Below are 21264 nucleotides of genomic sequence, written 5' to 3' on the forward strand. Positions count from 1 at the left end.
GTTCGGCACGCCATCACACCACACCCCACCCGCGGAGGCCGTCATGCCCGCCCGCACCGCCCCCTTCCTCGCCGCCTACGACGCCCTGCTCGCCCGCTGGCCCGTTCCGGTCGAAGCCCTCACCGTCCGCACCGCCCACGGCACCACCCGGATCAACGCCTGCGGCCCCCGCGACGGACGCCCCCTCGTCCTCCTCCACGGCGGCGGTGCCACCTCCGCCATGTGGTTCGCCAACGCCGCCGCCTGGGCCGAAGCCGGACACCGCGTCCTCGCCGTCGACCTCATCGGCGACCCCGGGCGCAGCGTCCACGACGGCGTCCTGCTCGACGGCGTCCCCGGACTACTCGGCTGGCTGGACGCCGTCCTCGACGGGCTCGGCGTCCCCGAGACCGACGTCTGCGGCCATTCCTACGGCGGCTGGATCGCCCTGGAGTACGCCCTGCACGCCCCCGCCCGGGTCGGCCGGCTCGCCCTGCTCGACCCCACCCAGTGCTTCGCCGGCTTCCGCCCCGGCTACCTGCTGCGTGCGCTCCCGCTCTTCCTCCCCGGCCGCACCCCGGACCGCGCCCGCTCCTACCTCGACTGGGAAACCGGCGGCTCCCGCCTCGACGCCGACTGGCGGGAGCTCTACGCCCTCGGCTACGCCGACTTCCCCGCGACCCGCGTCGTCACCGGCCCGCGCCCCACCCCGGCCCACCTCCGCACCCTGACCAGCCCGGTCCTCGCCCTCCTCGCTGCCGGGAGCCGCACCCACGATCCGGCCCGAGTCGCCGAAGCCGCCCGCCGCACCCTCCCGGCCGCCGAGGTCGCCATCGTCCCGGACACCGCCCACCACAACCTGCCGATGGCGGCCGCACCCGAGGTCAACCAGCGCCTCGTCGAGTTCCTTTCCGGCGCCCGGGCCTGACGGGGTTTCCCCGACCCCGGACAAGGCCGCCCTCCCGCACCCCCGTCCCGAGGCCGACCCGCGCCAGAAGTCGACCAGGCCGACTTCCCACGCTTTCCGCCGGTCCTCCCGGACCGCCGCGCTGAGCTCGGGCCACGATGGGCACGGGCACGGTGGGCGGGTGTCGAGAGCGTGGACGTGGGTGGGGGGCGGGGACCGTAGCGTGGGCGGATGACCGAGGGCGGGCAGGCCGGCGGATCGCGGGTGAGTGCGACTCATGTGATGGCGTCGGCCGTCGTGTTCGCGATTCCGGTGCTCAAGCTGGCCTGGACGCTCGGGGGCGGGGACGCCGCCCGGGGGCGCCCCTGCTGGCCATGGGCCCGGTCAACTGGGTCGACGTCGTGATCGGGATGTTCTTCGCCGAGCCGGTGCTGGCGGTCGTCCTGGCGGCGGTGGCCTCCCACGTGACGTACGCCGTCCGGGCCGCCCAGGGCGGTGCCGCCCGGCACCGGGGGCGGGCGTTGGCAGAGACGGTGGCCCGTGCGGCGATCCTGCCGGGGGCGCTCGGGGTGGTGGTCGGCGCCTTCAACGGGCTGTGGGGGGGCGTGACCGCGGGCGCCCTGGGCTACCTGCTGCGACTCGGGGTGATCGCCGAGTACCGTACGGGCGGTCGCTCCGCCGCCACCGGTCACCGCGCCGGCCGGCCCGCCGTGACCTTCTGGCCGCGGGCCGCCGAGTCCGCCCGGATCGCGGCCCTGGTGCTCACGCCGGCCGTGCTCCCGGTGTTCTCCGTGGTCGCGGCCCTCGACGGGCGGTCCTGGACCAGCGTCCTGATGTGCGACGTGAACACCGGCTCCGGCCCGCAGCGCGCCCGCCTGGTCGAGCTGGCCCGCGAGGCCCCCGGCGTCGTCGGCTGGGACGTCCCCGCCCACGAGATGGTCAGCGGCACCAACTGCGCCGTCGACCCCGACGACGTCCTCCGCGCCCCCTGGTGGCGCAGCAGGTGAACGCTGCACAGCAGTAGAACGGTGGCGCAGCAGTCGAACGCTGCTCGTCGCCGTCGGCGGTCGGGCGCCCGGGCAGTCGTAGGGTCACGGCTTCCCGGGCCCCGGACCATCGGGCCGTCGGGCCGTCAGTAGATCAGGTACCCCGGGCGGTGCCCTTCGTCGTCGATCTCCCCGGTGGCCTGGGCCCGCAGCTTGCGGGACAGTTCCTCCAGGGCGCGGGAGGCCGCGACCTCCTCGCCGATCCTGGCGAGCGGACGGTCGTCGGCGCTCTTCACGGACTCGCCGTGCGCGCTCAGGCCCGGCGCCCGCGCGCCCGTCAACCTGGCGTCGCACGCCGTGTGCACGCCGTCCTCCTCGAAGCTCAGCTCCACGTCCCACTGGTTGTGCATGCCACACCTCCTGGCGCCGGCCCCCGTCGCGCCTGTCCGGACCGGCACGGACGGTGACCCGTGGCGGCCGCTCACACCAGCGTGCGCCTGCCCCTCCGGTGGCGGCAAGCGCGGCCGCCGACGACCGGTGTGCCGGGGGGCGTTGCCGCGAACCGGGGCTGCGGGGGCGGCGCGGTTCCGGGGGCGCGGTCCCCGGGGAGCGCTTCCGGGGGCGCGGTAACGACGGCAGCACCGCGGTCGGCACCGGGTCACCGTCCGATCGGCCCGGCCGCCGCCCCGGCGGTACGCTGACGGAAGCGGCCGCGACCGCCGCCCCACCCCGGATCCGTCGGCGCGGCGCGGGCAGCGACAACCTGGTGGTCCCTCCGTGGCGGTCTTCCTCCTCGCCCTCAGCGCAGCCTGCTGTCTGGGGCTCGGCTTCGTCCTCCAGCAGCACGCGGCGCAGCGGGCCCCCCGTGCCGACATCCTGCATTGGCGGCTGCTGCTGGACCTGATGCGGATGCCGCAGTGGCTGCTCGGCACCGGGTTCATGGTCAGCGGGCTGATCCTCTCGGCGCTGGCACTCAACCAGGGCGAGGTGTCCCTGGTCGAGCCGCTGCTGGCCACCAATCTGTTGTTCGCGATGGCGCTGGCGCGGGTGCTGACCCGTCAGACGCTGGGCCGCTCCGGCTGGATCGGGGTGCTGCTGCTCGGGCTCGGGGTGACGGCCTTCATCGTCGGCGGGCGGCCGACGGGCGGCGGGGCGCCGGCCGGGGAGCTGCGGCACTGGCTGGTGGTCGGCACGGTGGTCGGCCTGGTCGTGCTGCTGGTCTCGCTGGCGCGGCGGCTGCCGCTGTTCGAGGAGGCGACCTTGCTGGCGCTCGCCGCCGGGCTGCTCTACGGCCTCCAGGACGCGCTCACCAGGACCACCACCCAGCGCCTCGACCACCAGGGGCTGACGGCCGTGCTGCAGAGCTGGCAACCGTACGCGGTGGTCGTGGCGGGTGTGGTCGGGCTGCTGCTGGTGCAGAGCGCCTTCGAGGCCGCGCCGCTGCGGATGTCCTTGCCCGCGTTGACCGCCGCCCAGCCGCTGGCCGGGATCGCCTGCGCGGTCGGCTTCCTCGGCGACCGGCTGCAAGTAACCCCGGGGGCGCTGGCCTGGCAGTCCGCCGGGCTGGTGGCCATCGTGATCGGGGTGATCGTGATCGGGCGCCACCCGGCGATGCCCGGCACCGTCCGCGAGACCCTGGAGAGCATCGGCGCCTTGCCGGAGGAAGACTCCGAGGGCAGGTCGGACGGCGGCCCGGAGGAGAAGCCCGACGGCAGCCGGGAGAGCACGCCCTGAGGCGCCCCGATGTGCTGGAGTGCGCAGGCGGACACCGTGGCCGGCGGGGTGGTGGTGGTCGTCGGCGTGGCCTGTCTGGTCCGTGTCCACCGGGCCGGGCGGCCCGAGCGCCTGCTCCTCGCCGCCGTCCCGCTGGTGCTGGGACTGCACCAGCTGATCGAGGCCCTGGTGTGGCTCGGTACGGACGGCGGGCTGTCCGCCGCCCCGGCTGCGGCGGCCCGTACGGCCTGGGCGGTGATCGCTCTGCCGCTGCTGCCCGTCCTGGTCCCGGCCGGGGTGTGGTCCGCGAGCGCCGGGCCGCGCCGCCGCCTGCTCGCAGCGTTCACCCTGCTCGGCGCGGGCGTCGCCGTTCCTTTCGCGGTGGCCGTCGCCGCCCGTCCGGTGGCCGCCGCCGTTCACGGCCACACCCTGGGCTACGCCGTCGGCATCCCGCACCCGGCCGCTCTGACGGCCGGCTACTTCCTCGCCACCGTCGGCTCCCTCCTCGCGAGCGGCGACCGCCTGCTCCGTCGCCTCGGCCTGGTCATCGGGGCGGGGGCCGTCGTCTGTGCACTGCTCTGGCGGCTCGCCTTCGCCTCGACCTGGTGTGCCCTTGCCGCCCTGGCCGCCCTCCTGCTCCTCCGCTGGGCGGGACACTCCCCCGACGCTGAGCCCGGCCGGCGGATCACCCATCCGGCTCCATGAACCACTCTCATCGACTCTCCCATCTCATGAGCATGTCTCATACCCGTGCGCCGGGGCCCGTTCCGGCTTGGCTTCTGCATCCGCGGCGGCCCCCACCGCCTCCGACTCGACGCCCGCACCGACTGCACCGACCGCATCCCCCGCACCGCCCGCGTGGCCCCGCAGGCGGTCCATCTCGCGCCACTCGGGCCGGAATCCCGCCAGGGTCGTGGTGGCGAAGTACGCAGCTCCGGCCACCAGCAGGCTGGGCGCCAGGCCGACCAGGGCGACCGCCGCGCCGGCGACCAGGCCGCCGAGCGGGATGCCGGCCCAGGCGAGGGAGTCGCCGAGGGCGTGGACGCGGCCGAGCAGGCGCCGGGGCACCCGCTCGAAGAGCACCGCGCCGAGGATCGGGTTGAGGAAGCCGGAGCCGAAACCGCCGATCGCGAAGACCGTGAGCACGACCCACATTGGCGCCCCCATGGCGAGCACCACGAAGCGGGGCGCGCCGCAGAGCAGGAAACCCGCGAAGAAGACCGTGCGCCGGGGCAGTCGGGAGGCGACGGCGGCCGCTATCAGGCTGCCGACCACGGCGGTGGCCCCCATGACACCGGCCGTCAGACCGATGGCGGCCGGTCCGTTGCCGGACTCCCTCGCCCAGACCGGGACCAGGACGGTGATGAAACCGGCGTCGATCAGGTTGGTGATGCCGATCATCACGATCACGGTGAGCAATAGCGGCTCGGACCGCAGGAAGGCGAAGCCCTCGCGGAACATCCGCCAGTAGCCGACGGGCTGCTCTCCCTCCTCCGCCGGTCCGCTCGTCGGGGCGGCCGCGGCGGGCGCCGCCGGGCGCCCCATGCCGCGTGGGAGGGCGAGGGCGATGATCAGCGAGCCGAGCGCGAAGGTGCCCGCGTTGACCGCCAGACCGGCCAGCGGGCCCATCAGCGCGACCAGCCCGCCGCCCACCGCCGGGCCGATCGTGGACGCCAGCCGTTCGGTGACGCCCGCCAGCCCGGTGGCGCGCTCCATCGGCACCCGGGCGCGGTCGGCCGCCTCCGGGACCATGACCGACTTGGCCAGATCGCCGGGGCCGCGCATCGCACCGATCACCCCGACCATCACCAGGAGCACCCAGAACGGCAGCAGCCCCCGCGCGTGCAGCAGCGGGACCAGCCCGGCCGCGGCGGCGCTGACCGCGTCCGTCGTCCAGGACACCACGCGCGGCCCGAGCCGGTCGACCACCGGCCCGGTCAACGCCTTGACCAGCACGTACGGCGCCATCTCGGCGAAGGCGACCAGGCCCGTCATGGTGGCGCTGCCGGTGGTGGCCAGGACGAACCAGGGCAGGGCGATGGCCGAGACGCGTGTCCCGGTGAGGGAGACGGCCGTGGCGGCCAGCACCCCGGCCAGCGGCCGGTAGCTGCGCCCGGTCGACTCGGCGGCGGCCGGGTCGGCGGCGCCGGGGGTGGCAGGAGTGGCGGCGGTGGCGGTCATGCGGTCTCCCCCTCGGTGCTGGTGCTCGGGTCCGGCAGGACGTGGACGATCACCGAGACCTGCTCGGTGCCCTCCGGGACCGGCCCGTCGGCGTCGATCCGGCGGTAGCGCCCGACGACCTCGGACAGCTCGCCGGCCAGCCGTTCGGCCTCCGCGGGTGTGAGCTGCAGGATCAGGTCGCTGAGGTCCGTCACCCGGCGCCACTCCCGCGGCATGGTCTCGAAAGCGTCCAGCGTGCGCTGCGCGGTCAGGGCGTGCACGGCGAGGACGGAGCGCAGGAAGCCGACGGCCGTGTCGAACTCCTCGTCCGCCATGTCGTCCCCCGTCCAGACAGTGAGCGGGTGCGCCGAACGCCACCAGCGCTCCCGGGCGTTGCCGCGCTCCCTGTCCTCCTCGACGAAGCCCGCGGCGGCGAGCTGGCGCAGGTGGTAGCTGGTGGCTCCGGAGTTGATCCCCAGCTGCGCGGCGAGCCGCGTCGCCGTGGACGGGCCGTGCCTGCGCAGCAGCCCGACCAGCTGCATGCGCACGGGGTGCGCCATCGCCCGCATGCCCTTGGCGGTGAGGGCGATGTGCGGGTCGTCGCTGTGCTTCCAGCCGCGGTCTTCATCGGTCATGGCAAGGAGCCTAGAACCGCAAAGAACTCTTTGCAAAGGGTTTTTTGCGAAGAACCCTTCGCGGTTCGGGCCGGCCTGGCCGGCGGGGCCGACCCGCCGGTCGGGGGGTGCCCGGCCGGCCGCTCGGCGGGGGCCCGCGCCCGGATCGCACCCCGGGGCGGGATTGTCACCCGGGCGGGTGAGGCGCAGGCTGTGAGGAGGGCCCGGGAAGCGGCCCTCCCCGCGCGGCCGCGGAACCGATGACGGCCGCCGGTGAGGCACGAGGGGCAGGACGATGGCACGCGTGAGGCTCTGGGGCTACGTCGCGTCGGGAGCCCGAGTGCTCGGCGCGATCGGCGCGATCGGCACGATCGGGGGCACCGCAGGCGGTCCCGGCCGACGGGGCGGGTCGGGCCGCGCGGGCGGGCCGGCCACCGCCGAGGCCGAGGACGGCACCGGCCCGTTCCAGCCGGGCGGGATGGCCGCACCGAGGGCGCTCACCCGCACCGAGCTGGAGCGGCTGGGCTGGACCGACCGGCAGGCCGGTTGCGAGCCGACGGCCCGGCACGTCCAGGTGGCCGACGTGCTCCGCAGGGTGATCCGCGGCGGCGACCGCTCGGCGGCCGTCACGGTCCGGGTGGCGCCCGGCCTGCCGGTGGTGACCGGAGACGCCCGACGGCTGGAGGCGGCCGTAGCCGGCCTGGTCGACCACGCGATCCGGCGCAGCCGGCCGGGTGGCCGGGTGCTGGTCCGCGCCGACGTCGCGCGTGGCCGCCGCGCCCGGCGCGCCCCCGGGGGCCGGCCCCCCGGGGCCGGGACGTCACCCGGGACTCCTCCCGGCATTCCGCCCTGGACGCCACCCGCAACGGCGGGCTCGGGACCGGGCTCGGCACCGGGCGTGGCACCGGCCCCGACGGCACCCGGAAGCGCGGCCGGGTCGAGATCCGGATATCCGACCGTGGCGACCACGAGCTGCCCGAGGCCCGCGAATGGCTGCTCCCCGACGTGCGGGCCGACGGCCCGGTGGGACCGGCCCTGCACAGCCTGGTCCTGGCGGCGGGCGGCCGGCTCGCGGTCGAGCCCACCCCGGGCGGCGGCCTGACCGTGGTCCTGCTGCTCACCGTCGCCTACGACTGAGGCCGCGCCCCGGACCCCAGAACTCGGAAGGCCGGCCCGCCCACACCCGGCGAACCCGCCCCGCCGAACCTAGACTTGCCCCATGCCCCGGCTCAACGACCAGGTCAGGGAGCTGCTCCAGGAGTACGCCGACCTGATCAACATCACCGGCGGGGACGCCTTCCGGGCCCGCGCCTACGAGAAGGCCGCCCGCGCGGTGGGCGGCCACCCGGAGGACCTGGCCGGCCTGGACGTCAAGGGTCTGCAGAAGATCCCCGGCGTCGGCAAGTCCACCGCCGAGAAGATCGCCGAGTACCTCTCCTCCGGCACGATCACCGCCCTGGAGGAGCTGCGCGCCGAGATCCCGGCCGGCGTACGGGAGATGATGGCCGTCCCCAGCGTCGGCCCCAAGCGCGCCCTGACCCTCTACCGCGACCTCGGCATCGCCTCCGTGGACGAGCTCGCCGAAGCGGTGCGCGCCGAAAAGCTGTCCGACCTGGCCGGTTTCGGCGAGCGCAGCGGCGAGAAGATCCTGCACGGCATCGAGCTGATGCGGCAGTCCGGCGGCCGGACCCTGCTGGACACCGCCACCGAACTCGCCGAGCAGCTGGTCGCCGCGCTCTCCGCCGTCCCCGGCTGCACCCGCTGCGCGTACGCGGGTTCGCTGCGCCGGATGCGGGAGACGGTGGGCGACATCGACGTGCTCGCGACCGCCGAGGACTCCGCCCCGCTGATGGCCGCGCTCACCGAACTCCCGTACGTGACCGAGGTGATCGCGAGCGGGACGACCAAGACCTCGGTGCGCACCTCCCAGGGCGTCCAGGTGGACCTGCGGGTCGTCCCGGAGGAGGACTGGGGCGCGGCGCTGGTGTACTTCACCGGGTCGAAGGCGCACAACATCAAACTGCGCACGATGGCCGTCCGGGCCGGGCTGAAGCTCTCCGAGTACGGCCTGTTCGAGGTCGACGGCGGGGCGAAGGTGGTCTCGGAGAGCGAGGACGAGGTCTACGCGGCGCTCGGCCTGCCGTGGATCCCGCCGCCGCTGCGCGAGGACCGGGGCGAGATCGAGGCCGCGCTGAAGGGTGAACTCCCGTACCTGGTGCAGGAGTCCGACCTGCGCGGGGACCTGCACACGCACACCGACCTGACCGACGGTCTGGCCACCCTGGAGGAGATGATCGACACTGCGGCCGCCCGCGGCTACTCCTACTTCGCCGTGACCGACCACGCGCCGAACCTGGTGATGCAACGGATGACCGACGAGAAGATCCTCGCCCAGCGCGAGCAGCTGCGGCAACTCGCCGACCGACACCGGAAGTTGCGCCTGCTGCACGGCACCGAGCTGAACATCGACCCGGACGGCGGGGTGGACTGGCCACCCGAGTTCCTGGCCGGCTTCGACGTCTGCGTGGCCTCCGTGCACTCGCACTTCGCCCTCGACCGCGCCGCCCAGACCCGTCGGCTGGTCCGCGCCTGCGAGAACCCGTACGTGCACGTCATCGGCCACCTCACCACCCGGCGGATCGGCAGTCGAGGCCCGATCGACGTGGACCTGGACGCGGTGTTCGAGGCCGCCGCGCGCACCGGCACCGCGATCGAGGTCAACAGCTCCCCGCAGCGGCTCGACCTGCGCGACGAGGACATCCTGCGGGCCAAGCGCCACGGCGTCCGGTTCAGCATCGACAGCGACGCCCACGCCACCCCGCACCTGGCGTACCCGCGCTTCGGCATCGGCACGGCGCAGCGTGGCTGGCTCACCGCCGAGGACGTGGTCAACACCTGGACGTGGCAGAAGCTGAAGCGCTTCCTGCGCAAGGACGCCCTGCGCTGAGCGCACCCACGCAGAACCGCTACCCCTGGCCGCAGGAGGCCCCCGGCGATGCCAGCACCCGGGCCGCGCTGCGGTGCCCGAGCCCGGCCGCCCGCCGCAGGTCCCCGGCGTCCGGACCCGCTCCACCCAGGAAGCCCGCCAGGAACCCCGCGGCGAAGGCGTCACCGGCCCCGGTGAGGTCGCGCACCTGCGCCACCGGCGGCACCGGCACCGTGAACGGCCCCTCGCCGGGCACGTCGACGGTGGTGGCCTCGGCGCCCGACTTGGTGACCACCGTGGTGGCCGCCAGCCGGGCGCGCTCCGGCCCGGGCCGGCCGTCCGCCAGCAGCCCGAGGAAGGCGGACTCGGAGCGGTTGGCGAAGACGAAGGTCGGCGCCAACTCGGCGAGCAGGGCGAGGAAGCGCTCCCGGCCGAACTGCTCCAGCATGCCGGTCGAGGAGGCGTCCACCGAGGTGGTGCCGCCCGCCTGCCGGACCCGGGCGAGCGCGTCCACGGCCGTGGCGCCGACCGGCTCGCCGTCGAAGGAGTAGGCCGGGACGTGCAGGTGGGCCAGGCCCGCCAGCCACTCGTCCGGGACGCGCTCCAGCAGCGTGGCGGCGCCCCGGTCGGGCAGCATGGTCCGCTCACCGTCCTGGTCGATCAGCACCACGACGCTGCCGGTCCGGCCGCGCCGGGAGACCCGGACGTCCACGCCGTGGCCGAGCAGTTCGGCGACCACGCCGTCCCCGGCGGTGTCCTCGCCGACGCAGCCGAGGAAGCGCGCCGGGTACTGGCCGGCGGCGAAGCAGGCGACGTTGGCCGCGCTGCCGCCGCGCCGCCGGAAGACCCGGGCGGCCGAGTCGGTGCCGTGCCGCAGCGGGCCGTCGACCCAGACCACGATGTCCTCGACGAGGTCCCCGAGCACCCCCAGCACGGCTCAGGCCCCGGTGGTGTCGGTGGCGGGCCCGACGGCCCCAGCGGCGTCGGCAGCGGGCCCGGCGGCAACCCCGGCAGCCCCGGCGGCCAGGGCGGTCGCGATCTCGCCGCCGAGCCGGACGTTGCCCCGGTAGACCTCGACGTTGACCTCCAGGCTGCGGCCGCCGGTGTCGCGCTGGATGTGGTCGAGCAGGAAGGGCGTGGAGGCGTTGCCGGTGATGCCCTGCCGCTCGGCCTCGGCCCAGGCGCGCGCCAGGATGCCGTCCAGCTCCTCCGGCGGCAGCTGCTTGGCCGGGTCGACCGGGTTGGCGATCAGGACGGCCTGCGGCAGGTCGAGCCGGTCGCGGGCGTCGATGACCCGGGCGGCCTCCTCGGGCGTCTCGACGCTGAAGTTGATCTCGTGGCCGGAGTCGGTGACGTAGAAGCCCGGGTACTTGCGGGTGCGGTAGCCGATGACCGGGATGTTGAAGGTCTCGAAGCGCTCCAGGGTGGCCCGGATGTCGAGGATCGACTTCACCCCGGCGCTGATCACGGTGACGGGGGTGGCGGCCAGGGTGGTCATGTCGGCCGACTCGTCGAAGCTCTCGGAGGCGCCGAAGTGCACGCCGCCGAGGCCGCCGGTGGAGAAGACCCGGATGCCCGCGCGGTGGGCGAGGAAGGCGGTGGCGGCGACGGTGGTGCCGCCGTGGCGGCCGAGCGCGGCGACCACCGGCAGGTCGCGCAGGCTGACCTTGTCCAGGCCGTCGATGGCGGCGAGTTCGGTGATCTGCCCGGTGCTCAGACCGACCGTGGGCACCCCGGCGTGCACGCCGATGGTCGCCGGGACGACGCCCGCGGTACGCAGCTGCTGCTCCGCCTCCAGCGCGACGGCCAGGTTGCGGGGCCGCGGCAGGCCGTGGGTGAAGATGGTCGACTCCAGGGCGACCACGGGCCGGCCGTCGGCGACGGCCTGCACGACCTCCTCGGTGACCCGGATGGCGGAGGTGCTGGGGGGAAGTCCGGTCATGATGCGAACTCTCTGTGAGATGCCACTGCGGTGGGGCAACGCGAGGGTCAGCGTATGGACGGGTCGCATCGGAAACCAGAATCAATCCTGAGGTTTCCGATAGCCCATCACCTATTGGTTCGTCCACCCTTCGCCTACCCTGGCGGGCATGGGTTTCACCTTGCGTCAGCTGGAGGTCTTCCTGGCCGTCGCCGGGACGCTGCACTTCGGGCGGGCCGCCGAGCGGCTGCACATCTCGCAGCCGACGGTCAGCCAGGAGGTCGCCCGGCTGGAGCGGACCGTCGGCGTCGAGCTGTTCGACCGCAGCCGCCGCTCCGTCACGCTCACCGAGGCCGGCGAGGTGATGGCCGCCGAGAGCGCACGGCTGCTCGGCCAGGCCGAGGCGCTGCTGAGCCGGGTCCGGCTGCACGAGGAGTCCCGGCTGGGCACGGCCCGGATCGTCGCCTCACCGAGCGTGGTCAACCGGCTGCTGCCCGCCGTGGTCAGCCGCGCCGAACAGGAGCTGCCCGCGCTCGACACCGCCGAACTCGCCGTGGACACCGGTCAGGTCTCCGCCACCCTGGCCGCCGAACTCGCCGACATCGGCCTCGGCCGCTTCCTGGACGAGGTGGACGGCTACCGGCTGGAGCGGATCGCCGAGGAGCCGGTGCTGGTCGCGCTCGGCCGGGACCACCCGCTGTCCGGCCGCGTCGGCCTGCGGCTGGCCGAACTGCGCGACCTGCCCCTGCTGTTGTGGCCGCGCGAGCAGCACCCCCGCTACTACGACCACGTGCTCGGCGTCTGCGCGGACCACGGCGTCGACCCGCCGGTACTGGTCAGCCCGCCGCGGATCGTCGGCTCCCGGCTCTACCTGCTCGCCCGCAACCGCGCCTTCTCGCTGGTACCGGGCTCGATGACCGGCCACCTCACCGAGGACGTGGCCACCGTACGGCTGGAAGGGCGGGCCACCCTGCCGCTGGAGATGCAGTGGCGGCTGGACGACCGCCGGCCCCGGCTGGCCACCCTGCGCGACCTGATCCGGCAGGAGGCGGCAGCCCTCGAAGAGCCGTAACGGCGGGACGCGGGGAACCGTGACGACGGGGCGCGGAGAGCGGTGACGACGGCGCGCGGAGAGCGGTGGCAACCAGGCCCTGAGAGCAACAGCGGCACCCGAAGTGGCATCCCCGCCACCGCCCTTGACGCTGGCATGCCACCGCCGGAAGGATGCCGGATCATCCCTCCGGCCCGCGGCAACGCCACGGGCCGCCCGACCCCGGGGATCCGCCTTGGCCCTGCGCCCGCTGCTCCGCCGCGCCGCCGCCCTGCTCGGCGCCGCCGCCCTCTCGCTCGCCGGCACCCTCACCGCCGCCGGCCCCGCCCACGCCGACTTCGGCACCGACTACCACGACCCGGTCACCGCCACCAAGCCGCTCACCCGGCCCGACACCCGCTCCTGCACCGTCGAGGTGATGCACCAGCGCGAGTTCCGCAACGGCTACGGCAACCCGCCCGACACCCCGTACACCGCCACCCTCACCCCGCCCGCCGACTGCGCGGGCCCCTGGTCCGCGGTCGTCCTGGACCTCCACGGGCAGGTCGCCGGACGGCAGTTCGACCGGATCTTCAGCGCCCGCATAGGCGGCGTCCAGGTGCTGCTCTCCTCCACCCCGGAGCCGTCCAAGGACGGCATCGCCTGGAACGTCGAGCACGACGTCACCCGCTACGCCCCGCTGTTCGCGGCCGGCCCGCAGGAGTTCTCCTTCGACCTCGCCAACGTCACCGACGCCACCTACACCGGCGTCTTCACGATCAGCGCGAGCCTGACCTTCTACACCGCGAACGACCGCTGGCCGGCCGCCCGGAGCGCCGACCGGCTGCTCACCACCGGCCCGTTCGCGCTCACCCAGGCCGCACCCACGGCCGCTCGCGACCTCACCTTCCCGCAGAACCTCGAACGCCTCACCGCCGAGGTGTACGCCCGGGGCGGCGGCGCCTGCGAGGAGTTCGCGTACGCCTCCGCGCCGGACGCCTTCGTCGCCGCCAACCCCGGCCTCGGCGCCTGCGGCAAGGGGCCGTTCCGCGAACTGCGGCTCACCGTGGACGGCCGGGTCGCCGGGGCCGTCTGGCCGTACCCGGTGATCTACACCGGCGGCTGGGACCCGCTGCTGTGGCGGCCCGTCCCCGGCATCTTCGCCTTCGACCTGCCCGCCTACCGGCTCGACCTCACCCCGTACGTCGGCCTGCTGCTCGACGGCCGCCCGCACACCGTCGGCGTGACGGTCAACGCGGCCGAGGCCCAGAGCAACGACGTCTGGACCGGCCAGCTCAACCTCTTCGCCGAGACCGACCACGGCGCCGCCCACACCACCGGGCAGCTCACCGACCACCGGGTCGCCCCCGAGGCCGACGTGACCACGCAACTCGCCGACCACGGAGGCGGCAGCGGGGACTGGACGGTCACCGCCGCCCGACACGACCTCGCCCGGGGCTGGGTGCAGACCTCGCACGGCCGGATCACCACCGAGGTCCGCGACGACCTCGCCTTCAGCTCCGCCCAGCAACTGCGCGACAGCGGCAACGACGTGACCCTGCACAACGGCACCGACCTCACCCGCACCACCTCGACCTGGGGCGGCGGACCGCACCGCACCACCACCGTCCACGAGGGCGAACCGCTGGACGTCACCTACCGGGTGAGCCACGACGCGGCCGGCAACACCGACCAGAACACCGCCATGGACCTCGGCTACCACCGCGTCTCCACCACCGCCACCGGCGGCCACGTCACCGAGCGCTCGACCGTCGACCACACCCTGCAGCCCACCGCCCGACGCCACGACGGCGACCGCACCGTACGGACCGGCAGCAGCACCGAGGACTACCGCAGCAGCGGGCCCGAGGGGCCGTACCACCGGACGCTGAGCTTCGTCGACGGCTGGTAGCGCCCGGCCGACGCTCCACGGCTCGGCCCCACTACTCGGCCCGACAACTTGCGAAATTTGCCCGAATTCGGGCCGTTCACCCCTGGTGCACGCGGCGTAGGAGGCGCATGATGGGAGAGGACCTGCGAGGTAGCTGAAGGAGTTCGACCGCAGGAGGCAGTGGCGACAGATCGAGACGGATCAGGGTCTGCCGCTGGACTACCTCGGTCGACGATCGAACTACCGGCCGGAGGACATCAGCAGTACGTCCGGAGGCCACCCCCGCCTCGTAGGTTCCGCGCGTCCACGGAGCATCCCCTCGGCCCCGTGGACGCGCTGTCTCCATGGACGCTGTCTCCGTGGACGCCGTGTCCGTGAACGCCGTGTCCGTGAACGCCGTGTCCGTGAACGCCGTCTCGGTGGACACGCTGTCCAAGTACTCCGCTAGTTCGGTACCGCGTAGCCCATCTCCCAGGCGTGCACGGCGATTCCCACCCGGTTCGCCACCCCGAGCTTGCGCTGGATGCTGGCCACGTGGGTCTTCACCGTCCCCGGCGAGATGAACAGTTCGGCCGCGATGTCCGCATTGGTGCGGCCCGCCGCGACCTGCCCGGCGATCTCCACCTCCCGCTCGGTCAACGGCACCACCGGCGCCGACGGCCCGGACCGGCGCGGCGCCGTCACGTGCTTCAACAGCCGGACCGTGACCGACGGGCTGATCAGGCTCTCCCCGTCCGCCGCCGCCCGCACCGCCTCGGCCAGCAGGGACGGGCCGGATCGCTTCAGCAGGAACCCCGAAGCCCCGTGGCGCAGCGCCGGGTACACGTACTCGTCCAGGTCGAAGGTGGTCAGCACCACCACCCGTACCGGCTCCGCCACCCCCGGGCCGGCCAGCCGCCGGGTGACCTCCAGCCCGTCCAGTCGCGGCATCCGGATGTCCACCAGCGCGACGTCCGGCCGCAGTTCGGCCGCCAGCTCCAGCGCGGCCAGTCCGTCGGCGGCCTCCCCCACCACCTCGATGTCCGGCTGTGCGTCGAGGATCCGCCGCACGCTCCGCCGCACGGCCTCCTGGTCGTCCGCGATCAGCGTGCGGATCACCCGCGGGGACTCACCGCTCGTACTCGTCACGCCGTTCGTACTCGTCACGCCCGGCAGTCTCCCGTATCGCCGCCACCCGGGAAAGTTCACGCCGAAGCCCCGGCCCGGTTCACCTCCGTACGGTGAGCTGGCCACCATGAACGCATCCAGTGGACGTCTCCCCGTCAGCCGGCGCGGGCTGTTGGCCGGTGCTTCCGGCCTCGGCCTCGGCGGCGCCGTGTCCCTCTCCGGCCTCGCCGCCACTCCCGCCGCCGCGGACCCCGCGGACCCCGCCGCCTCCCCGCTGCTGTGGCAGCGGCCCGGGCGCTCCGGCGCCCCGCGGGTGGCCGGCCTGCACCTCCAGTTCGGCTCGGACGCCTCGCGCGAGGTGGTGGTCTCCTGGCACACCACCCGGTCCGTCGCCAACCCCCGGGTGACGTACGGGACTTCGAACGGCGGCTTCGGACGGACCACCCAGGCCGCGACCCGCACCTACCGGGACGCCGCCTCCGGCACCGAGGTCCAGGTGCACCACGTCCGGCTGACCGGCCTGCACCCCGACACGGACTACGTCTACGCCGCCCTCCACGACGGCGCCACCCCCGAATTGGGCACCGTCCGCACCGCCCCGCGCGGCCGGTCCGCCTTCACCTTCACCAGCTTCGGCGACCAGGGCACCCCCACCCTCGGCCGGAAGACCGCCAACGGCTACGTCAACGACAACCTCGGCAGCCCCGCCGCCGGCGACACCACCGCCGGGGTCGAGCGGATCGCCCCGCTGTTCCACCTGCTCAACGGCGACCTCTGCTACGCCAACATCGCCACCGACCGGGTCCGCACCTGGTCCGACTGGTTCGAGAACAACAGCCGCTCGGCCCGCCACCGCCCCTGGATGCCCGCGGCCGGCAACCACGAGAACGAGAAGGGCAACGGCCCGATCGGCTACGGCGCCTACCAGACCTACTTCGACCTGCCGCACGCCGGTTCTGACGAGGAACTGCGCGGCCTCTGGTACTCGTTCACGGCCGGCTCGGTGCGCGTCATCAGCCTCAACAACGACGACGTGGCCCTGCAGGACGCCGGCAACTCCTACGTCCACGGCTACTCCGGCGGCGCCCAGCAGCGTTGGCTGGAACGGGAGTTGGCGGCCGCCGACGCGGACCCGGGGATCGACTGGATCGTGGTCTGCATGCACCAGGTGGTCATCTCCACCGCCGACAAGTTCAACGGCGCCGACCTCGGGGTGCGCGAGGCCTGGGTGCCGCTGTTCGACAAGTACGGCGTGGACCTGGTGGTCTGCGGCCACGAGCACCACTACGAGCGCTCGCACCCCATCCGCGGCCAGCAGCCGACCGACACCCGCACCCCGATCCCGGTCGCCACCGGCACGCAGACCATCGACACCACCAAGGGCACCGTCCACATGGTGATCGGCGGCGGCGGCACCTCCGTCCCGTCCAACCAGCTCTTCTTCGACCCCCCGAAGGCCCGGGTCATCACCGGCGTCGGTGCCGTCGACCCGGCCACCGGCAAGCGGCCACCGCTGTACGTGATCGAGGACGCTCCCTGGTCCGCCTTCCGCGACGCGGACAACCCGTACGGCTTCGCGTCCTTCGACGTCAACCCGGGCGAGCGCAACGGGCAGACCACCATCGACGTCACCTACTACGCCGTCAGCGGCCCGTACGGCGACCTCGTCCCGGTCGACCGGTTCACCCTCACCCGCCCGCGCGGTGCCCGCGGCGGCGGCCGGGGTCACTGAATCGCCCAACCGCGTGACAGGAACGGGGTGTTGCCGAGCCCTGCCTGCCGGGCGCTATCGCCCCGGCAGGGTGCAGGTGACCTGCCAGCCCGCCGGCTCGACCGGGCCCGCAGTCAACGAGCCGCCGTGGGCGGCGGTGCGGGCGGCGAGCCCGGCCAGGCCGGTCCCGCCGGAGCCGGGGCGACGGCGCAGCAGCGGCTTGCGGGCCGGGCCACCGTTGTCGGTGACGGTGACCCGGACCGCACCGTCCCGCTCGGGGGCCGCCCGGACGGCGACCTCGGTGGCCTGCGGGGCGTGGCGCCGGATGTTGGTGAGGGCCTCCAGGACGACGGCGTAGGCGGTGGCCTGGGTCTCGGCGGGCAGCAACCCGGTGGTGCCGGGCGCCAGATCGGCGGTGACGCGCAGGCCGCCGCCGGTCGCGCCGAAGCGGGCGACCAGCTCGGGGAGGTCGGCCAGGCCCAGGCGGCGCGTGGTCGTCCCTGTGGGCCGCCCCGCCGGCCCGTCCGGGGCCCCGTGCGGATCGCGCAGGGCGCCGACCATCTCGTCCATCGAGTCCAGCGCCCGCAGCCCGGCCTCCTCCAGCCGGCGCAGCAGCGCGGCGGTCTCCTCCGGTTCCCCGCCGGGGAGTTGGCCGGCCTGGGCCTCCAGGACGATGCCGGTGATCTCGTGGGCGACGAAGTCGTGCAGGCCACGGGCCACGTCGAGCCGCTGCTCCCGCCGGGCCCGGGCGACCGCCCGTTCCCGGCGGGCGTCCAGGACCCGCAGGTAGAGGGCCGCCCCGGCGACGCCGAGCGCCGGCAGCAGGGAGAGCAGCAGGTCGGTCACCGGGCCGGCCGCGCCGCCCTGGGGCATGCGGAGGGCGAACCGCAGCGGCAGCACGACGGTCGCGAGCCCGACCAGTCCGCCCAGCGGTCCGGCCCACCTCTCGGGCAGCCGGCGGGCCGTCCGGAAGAGCAGCCCGAGCAGGGCGCACCACTCGAAGGGCAGCCAGAACGCGGGCAGCCGGTACGACCCCGGGTAGAACAGGTCGACCAGCAGCGAGGCCCCGGCCACCGCCCCCGCGACCGCCCCGAGCGTGATCCGCCCGGCGGGCCACGGCAGGACGGCCGCCGACGCGGCGGACGCGGCCGTCAGGGCGAGCAGCAGGGCCGGGCCGCGGTCGCCCGGGTGAGCGAGCACGACGGGCGCCACCAGGAGCAGCGCGGCGACGACGGCGAGCGGTCGCCGCCACCGCACGGAACGCGGCCGGACGGGGCGGGTCGGGGATTCGGTGCGCACCCGGCCGAGCCTAGGGGGGACAGCTCTCCGGGGGGAGGCGGGGCTCCTCCCCGGGAGGGAACGGGCGGGCGTGAACTCCCCTCTGCAGCGGGAGGTTTCTCCGGGCGGGCCACAGCAGACTCATTGCCGTCGGAACAGCCGCTCCCGTAGGAGGACGAACCACCATGAACCGTCGCCTCGCCACCGTCGCTGCCTCGCTCCTCCTGCTGGCGGCGACGGTCGCCACCGCAGGGCCGGCCTCCGCTGCTCCCGCCTCCGCGGGAGAGCTCGCCGCCGTGGACGACTTCGGGCCGGTGAGCGTGCGCGGCGGCGGCAGCACCGTGCTCACCGCCGCGTTCCAGGGCTTCGAGGGTGACCCGGTGCAGATCTCGGTGGACGCCCGCGCAGCCACCAACACCGATCCGCGCAGCACCACGGGCCACTTCCACGTCCGTCACGTGCACACCGACGGCCGGCTGGTCGCCGACTTCGAGGGCGACATCACGTGCCTGGCCGGCGGCGGCCGCGAGGCGATCGCCACCGGGGTGATCACCAAGGGCGAGGCGCCGTGGTTCCCAGGCACGGAGCTGGCCGGCACGAAGGTCGCGCTGTCGGTGGAGGACAACGGCCGGCACGGCGACCGAATGGGCTGGGTCTGGGGCGTGTTCGGCCAGCCGATCTCGGACTGCCAGGGCACGGTACCGTTCATCCGCACGACCGGTGGTGACTTCTCCGTACGCGGCTGACACCCGGCCGACCGGGTCCGCCAGGGCCTTTCGGGTTCGGCCGGGCTTGCGCACCACCGCCCGACCGAGCACCCGCCGACCTGGAGGCCCGTTGTCCCTCGAACGTGAGACCGCCCCGCCGCGGGTCGGCGCGGGGTTCAACGACCGCACAGGGGACGGCCGTTGAACCCCGCACCGGACCGGCAGCCGCCCGACTACGGCCGACTCGCCGCCGTCGGCCCGTACTTCGCCCTGGACACCTCCCCTGCCGGGGAGCCCCCCGAGGGCTTCCGCCCGCTGCCCGAGCTGTACGGCACCGGGCCGGACGCGCCGCTGGCCGCGCGGCTCCGGGTGGTGGCGCAGCGGCTCGGCACCGCCGAACCCCGGGTCGCCGCCTCGATCCTGCACCTGGGGCTGGCCGCCCGCTTCTGGTCGGTGGGTCTCGGCTCGGCCGTCCTGCTGGGCAGCGTCCCGACGCTGGAACACGCCTGGGTGCGCATCCCGGACCAGGGCCCGCTCGACCTCTGGACCCCGCTGCCCCCGCTGCCCCCGCTGACTCCGCTGACTCCGCTGACCGCACCGAATCCGCTGACTCCGCCGCATTCGCCCGAGCCCGTCCACCCGACCCCGGGTCCGCTCGCCGACCAGCTCCACCGGGCGGTCCTGCTGGGCCAGCTGGAGCCGCTGGCGGCGGCCGTGCGGGCCGTGGTCCCGCTCTCGCCTCGCCTGCTGCTCGGCAACGCCGCCTCCGCACTGGCCGGCACGCTGCGCGTGCTGGACGCCCATGCGCCGGGCGCCGCACGGGCGTTGGTCGCGGAGCTGCTGGAGCGCCCGCCGCTGGCCGGATCCGGCACCCTGCGCAGCGGCCCGCGCGGCACGGCGTTCCGGCGGACCAGCTGCTGCCTCTACTACCGGGTCGGCCCGGGCACCGGACTCTGCGGGGACTGCTGCTTCACCGAGCCACCCGCCCGGGGGAAGCGGACCCACTGACACCTTCACACCTGAAGGTCGCATCCGAAGCCCCCGTCACACCCGCCCCACCCGCCACAGGCCGCGGCCCGCGTCCGGCTTGTCCAGGGCCGGGCGCGGGCCGCCGATCCTCACCCGGTGCCGATGCCCCTGGCACCGGGTGAAGCCTTCCGGGCCTTCCCCCGGGTCCGGTCAGACCGCGACCGCCTCCTCCATCTCCTCCTCGGCCTCCGCCGGCGTCTCCACCGGACGGCGCCCGCGGCCCTCGTACAACGCCGCGGCGACCACGGCCGCCCCGCCCAGCAGCAGCCAGAGCAGCAGGGTCACCACGTGACCGCCCAGGCCCGCACCGCCGTCGAAGTACAGGAGGCTGCGCGCGCCCTCCAGGAAGCCGGCGCCGGTCCAGAAGCCGTGCAGGGCGCCGAAGAACCCGTTCTGCAGCTCGGGGCGGTAGATGCCGCCCGAGGAGGTGAAGTTGAGCATCACGAACAGGACCATCATCGTCAGCGTGGTCCACTTCTTCAGGAAGCTGTGCAGACCGATGCCGATCAGCACGATGCCCGCCGAGTAGAGCCAGCCGAGCGCCCAGACCGCGGCCTGGTCGTGGTCGACGACGTGGAAGACGGGCCCGGCGGTGACGATCCCGATCACGCTGACCACCAGCGAGACCGCCATCCCGACCAGCGCCCGGACCCGCATGCTCAGCCCGTTCCCGGCGGCGCCGATCACCGCCACGCTCGCGTACGAGCCGATGCTCAGCGCGACCAGCAGGAAGAACAGGCCCTGGCCGGTCGGGTCGCCCTCGGCGAGCGTGCTGAGGTCGGTGACGTGCAGCGGGACGCCCTGCTTGTCGGTGACGTTGGTGAACACCGCCGTGGCGGCCACCACCGAGGTGTCCGAGTTCCCCTTGGCGACGATCAGTTCGGGGCTCTTGGCGTCCGGGACGAAGGCGCCGACCAGGTCGCGGTCGCGCAGCTGCTGCTCGGCGGCGGCGCGGTCGTCGGCGGTGCGGACGTCGAGCGCGGCGCCGGCCTTCTGCTGGATCGCCTGCGCCAGGCCGTGCGCCTGGGGCGTGGTGCCGACGACGGCGACCTTGAGGTGGTTCGGCTCGGGCTGGTGGAAGGCGCCCTGGTAGGCGAGCGCCATGCCGAGGCACATCAGCAGCGGGGTGATCAGGTGGACGGCGAGGTGCTTGAGCGAGTGCCCCAGGGTGGGCGCTGCGGCGGGGTTCTGGGGTGTGCTCATGGCGTTCGTACCGTCCTCCGGTGGTGTCTGCATTCCCTGCCCGAAACAAAGAAGGTGGCAAATACAACCAATGAAGGTGGTAAATGCAACCATCTATGGATG

The 21264-nt window shown here is 74.4% G+C and carries 19 protein-coding genes; 11 read left to right on the forward strand and 8 right to left on the reverse strand.

Annotation, left to right across the window (positions count from 1 at the left end):
• The first annotated feature begins 43 nt into the window (after nt 1-43).
• Nucleotides 44-907, forward strand: coding sequence for an alpha/beta fold hydrolase (locus CRP52_RS03625; protein ID WP_097235055.1), 864 nt, complete (start codon nt 44-46; stop codon nt 905-907).
• A gap of 353 nt (nt 908-1260) precedes the next feature.
• Entirely contained in the window at nt 1261-1893 is a 633-nt protein-coding gene (locus CRP52_RS03630) for a hypothetical protein (protein ID WP_097235056.1), read from the forward strand.
• Between the two features lie 125 nt (nt 1894-2018).
• Here CRP52_RS03630 and CRP52_RS03635 read toward each other — a convergent pair whose 3' ends face one another.
• Nucleotides 2019-2282, reverse strand: a complete 264-nt coding sequence (locus CRP52_RS03635) for a dsRBD fold-containing protein (RefSeq protein WP_030061827.1) — start codon at nt 2280-2282, stop codon at nt 2019-2021.
• 367 nt (nt 2283-2649) lie between these two features.
• On the opposite strand from CRP52_RS03635, the gene CRP52_RS03640 reads away from it, so the two are divergent.
• Nucleotides 2650-3606, forward strand: a complete 957-nt coding sequence (locus CRP52_RS03640) for a DMT family transporter (protein WP_179852677.1) — start codon at nt 2650-2652, stop codon at nt 3604-3606.
• Nucleotides 3607-3615: 9 nt separating this feature from the next.
• Nucleotides 3616-4290 carry a DUF6629 family protein gene (locus tag CRP52_RS03645; protein WP_097235057.1) on the forward strand — a complete coding sequence of 225 codons (675 nt, stop codon included), beginning with the start codon at nt 3616-3618 and terminating at the stop codon, nt 4288-4290.
• A 24-nt stretch (nt 4291-4314) separates the two neighbouring features.
• On the opposite strand, the gene CRP52_RS03650 is transcribed toward CRP52_RS03645, so the two are convergent.
• Together CRP52_RS03650 and CRP52_RS03655 are read right to left on the reverse strand one after the other, a co-directional pair.
• A complete protein-coding gene (locus tag CRP52_RS03650) occupies nt 4315-5766 on the reverse strand; it encodes an MFS transporter (protein ID WP_097235058.1) in 1452 nt (483 codons plus the stop codon).
• The gene (locus CRP52_RS03655) at nt 5763-6380 is read right to left on the reverse strand and encodes an ArsR/SmtB family transcription factor (protein ID WP_097235059.1); all 618 of its coding nucleotides are present in this window, start codon (nt 6378-6380) and stop codon (nt 5763-5765) included. Before CRP52_RS03655 ends, CRP52_RS03650 begins: the two co-directional genes overlap by 4 nt.
• A gap of 984 nt (nt 6381-7364) precedes the next feature.
• Here CRP52_RS03655 and CRP52_RS39150 point away from each other — a divergent pair.
• Nucleotides 7365-7496: a hypothetical protein gene (locus tag CRP52_RS39150; RefSeq protein ID WP_257032264.1), complete on the forward strand. Its 132-nt coding sequence runs from the start codon at nt 7365-7367 to the stop codon at nt 7494-7496.
• Between the two features lie 82 nt (nt 7497-7578).
• A complete protein-coding gene (gene polX / locus CRP52_RS03665; protein WP_097235061.1) occupies nt 7579-9306 on the forward strand; it encodes a DNA polymerase/3'-5' exonuclease PolX in 1728 nt (575 codons plus the stop codon).
• A gap of 19 nt (nt 9307-9325) precedes the next feature.
• Here the strand turns inward: polX and CRP52_RS03670 are convergent, their stop codons facing one another.
• Nucleotides 9326-10219 (reverse strand): carbohydrate kinase family protein, encoded by an 894-nt coding sequence (locus tag CRP52_RS03670; RefSeq protein WP_097235062.1) that lies wholly within the window; start codon nt 10217-10219, stop codon nt 9326-9328.
• A gap of 3 nt (nt 10220-10222) precedes the next feature.
• The gene (locus tag CRP52_RS03675) at nt 10223-11227 is read right to left on the reverse strand and encodes a pseudouridine-5'-phosphate glycosidase (protein WP_097235063.1); all 1005 of its coding nucleotides are present in this window, start codon (nt 11225-11227) and stop codon (nt 10223-10225) included.
• Nucleotides 11228-11375: 148 nt separating this feature from the next.
• Between CRP52_RS03675 and CRP52_RS03680 the strand changes: the two genes are divergently transcribed.
• Together CRP52_RS03680 and CRP52_RS03685 are read left to right on the forward strand one after the other, a co-directional pair.
• On the forward strand, nt 11376-12278 hold the full coding sequence (locus tag CRP52_RS03680; protein WP_097235064.1) for a LysR family transcriptional regulator: 903 nt from the start codon (nt 11376-11378) through the stop codon (nt 12276-12278).
• Between the two features lie 214 nt (nt 12279-12492).
• Nucleotides 12493-14148, forward strand: a complete 1656-nt coding sequence (locus CRP52_RS03685) for a peptide-N4-asparagine amidase (RefSeq protein ID WP_097235065.1) — start codon at nt 12493-12495, stop codon at nt 14146-14148.
• Between the two features lie 423 nt (nt 14149-14571).
• Here CRP52_RS03685 and CRP52_RS03690 read toward each other — a convergent pair whose 3' ends face one another.
• Nucleotides 14572-15273 carry a response regulator gene (locus CRP52_RS03690; protein WP_257032265.1) on the reverse strand — a complete coding sequence of 234 codons (702 nt, stop codon included), beginning with the start codon at nt 15271-15273 and terminating at the stop codon, nt 14572-14574.
• 88 nt (nt 15274-15361) lie between these two features.
• Between CRP52_RS03690 and CRP52_RS03695 the strand changes: the two genes are divergently transcribed.
• Nucleotides 15362-16966 (forward strand): purple acid phosphatase family protein, encoded by a 1605-nt coding sequence (locus CRP52_RS03695; protein WP_097235067.1) that lies wholly within the window; start codon nt 15362-15364, stop codon nt 16964-16966.
• A 54-nt stretch (nt 16967-17020) separates the two neighbouring features.
• On the opposite strand, the gene CRP52_RS03700 is transcribed toward CRP52_RS03695, so the two are convergent.
• A complete protein-coding gene (locus tag CRP52_RS03700) occupies nt 17021-18244 on the reverse strand; it encodes a sensor histidine kinase (RefSeq protein WP_257032266.1) in 1224 nt (407 codons plus the stop codon).
• A 164-nt stretch (nt 18245-18408) separates the two neighbouring features.
• Between CRP52_RS03700 and CRP52_RS03705 the strand changes: the two genes are divergently transcribed.
• Both CRP52_RS03705 and CRP52_RS03710 read left to right on the forward strand, forming a co-directional pair.
• Nucleotides 18409-18969, forward strand: a complete 561-nt coding sequence (locus tag CRP52_RS03705) for a hypothetical protein (RefSeq protein ID WP_097235068.1) — start codon at nt 18409-18411, stop codon at nt 18967-18969.
• 162 nt (nt 18970-19131) lie between these two features.
• Nucleotides 19132-19938: a (2Fe-2S)-binding protein gene (locus tag CRP52_RS03710; RefSeq protein ID WP_097235069.1), complete on the forward strand. Its 807-nt coding sequence runs from the start codon at nt 19132-19134 to the stop codon at nt 19936-19938.
• A gap of 171 nt (nt 19939-20109) precedes the next feature.
• On the opposite strand, the gene CRP52_RS03715 is transcribed toward CRP52_RS03710, so the two are convergent.
• The gene (locus CRP52_RS03715) at nt 20110-21162 is read right to left on the reverse strand and encodes a hypothetical protein (protein ID WP_097235070.1); all 1053 of its coding nucleotides are present in this window, start codon (nt 21160-21162) and stop codon (nt 20110-20112) included.
• Nucleotides 21163-21264: the final 102 nt, after the last annotated feature.

It is taken from the genome of Streptomyces sp. 1331.2 (assembly GCF_900199205.1).
Lineage (GTDB): Bacteria > Actinomycetota > Actinomycetes > Streptomycetales > Streptomycetaceae > Kitasatospora.

Coding starts and splice junctions, on each gene's coding strand:
- CRP52_RS03635 (WP_030061827.1), bottom strand. CDS start 2,282: ATGCACAACCAGTGGGACGTGGAGCTGAGCTTCGAGGAGGACGGCGTG.
- CRP52_RS03715 (WP_097235070.1), bottom strand. CDS start 21,162: ATGAGCACACCCCAGAACCCCGCCGCAGCGCCCACCCTGGGGCACTCG.
- CRP52_RS03630 (WP_097235056.1), top strand. CDS start 1,261: ATGGGCCCGGTCAACTGGGTCGACGTCGTGATCGGGATGTTCTTCGCC.
- CRP52_RS03650 (WP_097235058.1), bottom strand. CDS start 5,766: ATGACCGCCACCGCCGCCACTCCTGCCACCCCCGGCGCCGCCGACCCG.
- CRP52_RS03625 (WP_097235055.1), top strand. CDS start 44: ATGCCCGCCCGCACCGCCCCCTTCCTCGCCGCCTACGACGCCCTGCTC.
- polX (WP_097235061.1), top strand. CDS start 7,579: ATGCCCCGGCTCAACGACCAGGTCAGGGAGCTGCTCCAGGAGTACGCC.
- CRP52_RS03645 (WP_097235057.1), top strand. CDS start 3,616: ATGTGCTGGAGTGCGCAGGCGGACACCGTGGCCGGCGGGGTGGTGGTG.
- CRP52_RS03695 (WP_097235067.1), top strand. CDS start 15,362: ATGAACGCATCCAGTGGACGTCTCCCCGTCAGCCGGCGCGGGCTGTTG.
- CRP52_RS03675 (WP_097235063.1), bottom strand. CDS start 11,227: ATGACCGGACTTCCCCCCAGCACCTCCGCCATCCGGGTCACCGAGGAG.
- CRP52_RS03655 (WP_097235059.1), bottom strand. CDS start 6,380: ATGACCGATGAAGACCGCGGCTGGAAGCACAGCGACGACCCGCACATC.
- CRP52_RS03705 (WP_097235068.1), top strand. CDS start 18,409: ATGAACCGTCGCCTCGCCACCGTCGCTGCCTCGCTCCTCCTGCTGGCG.
- CRP52_RS03680 (WP_097235064.1), top strand. CDS start 11,376: ATGGGTTTCACCTTGCGTCAGCTGGAGGTCTTCCTGGCCGTCGCCGGG.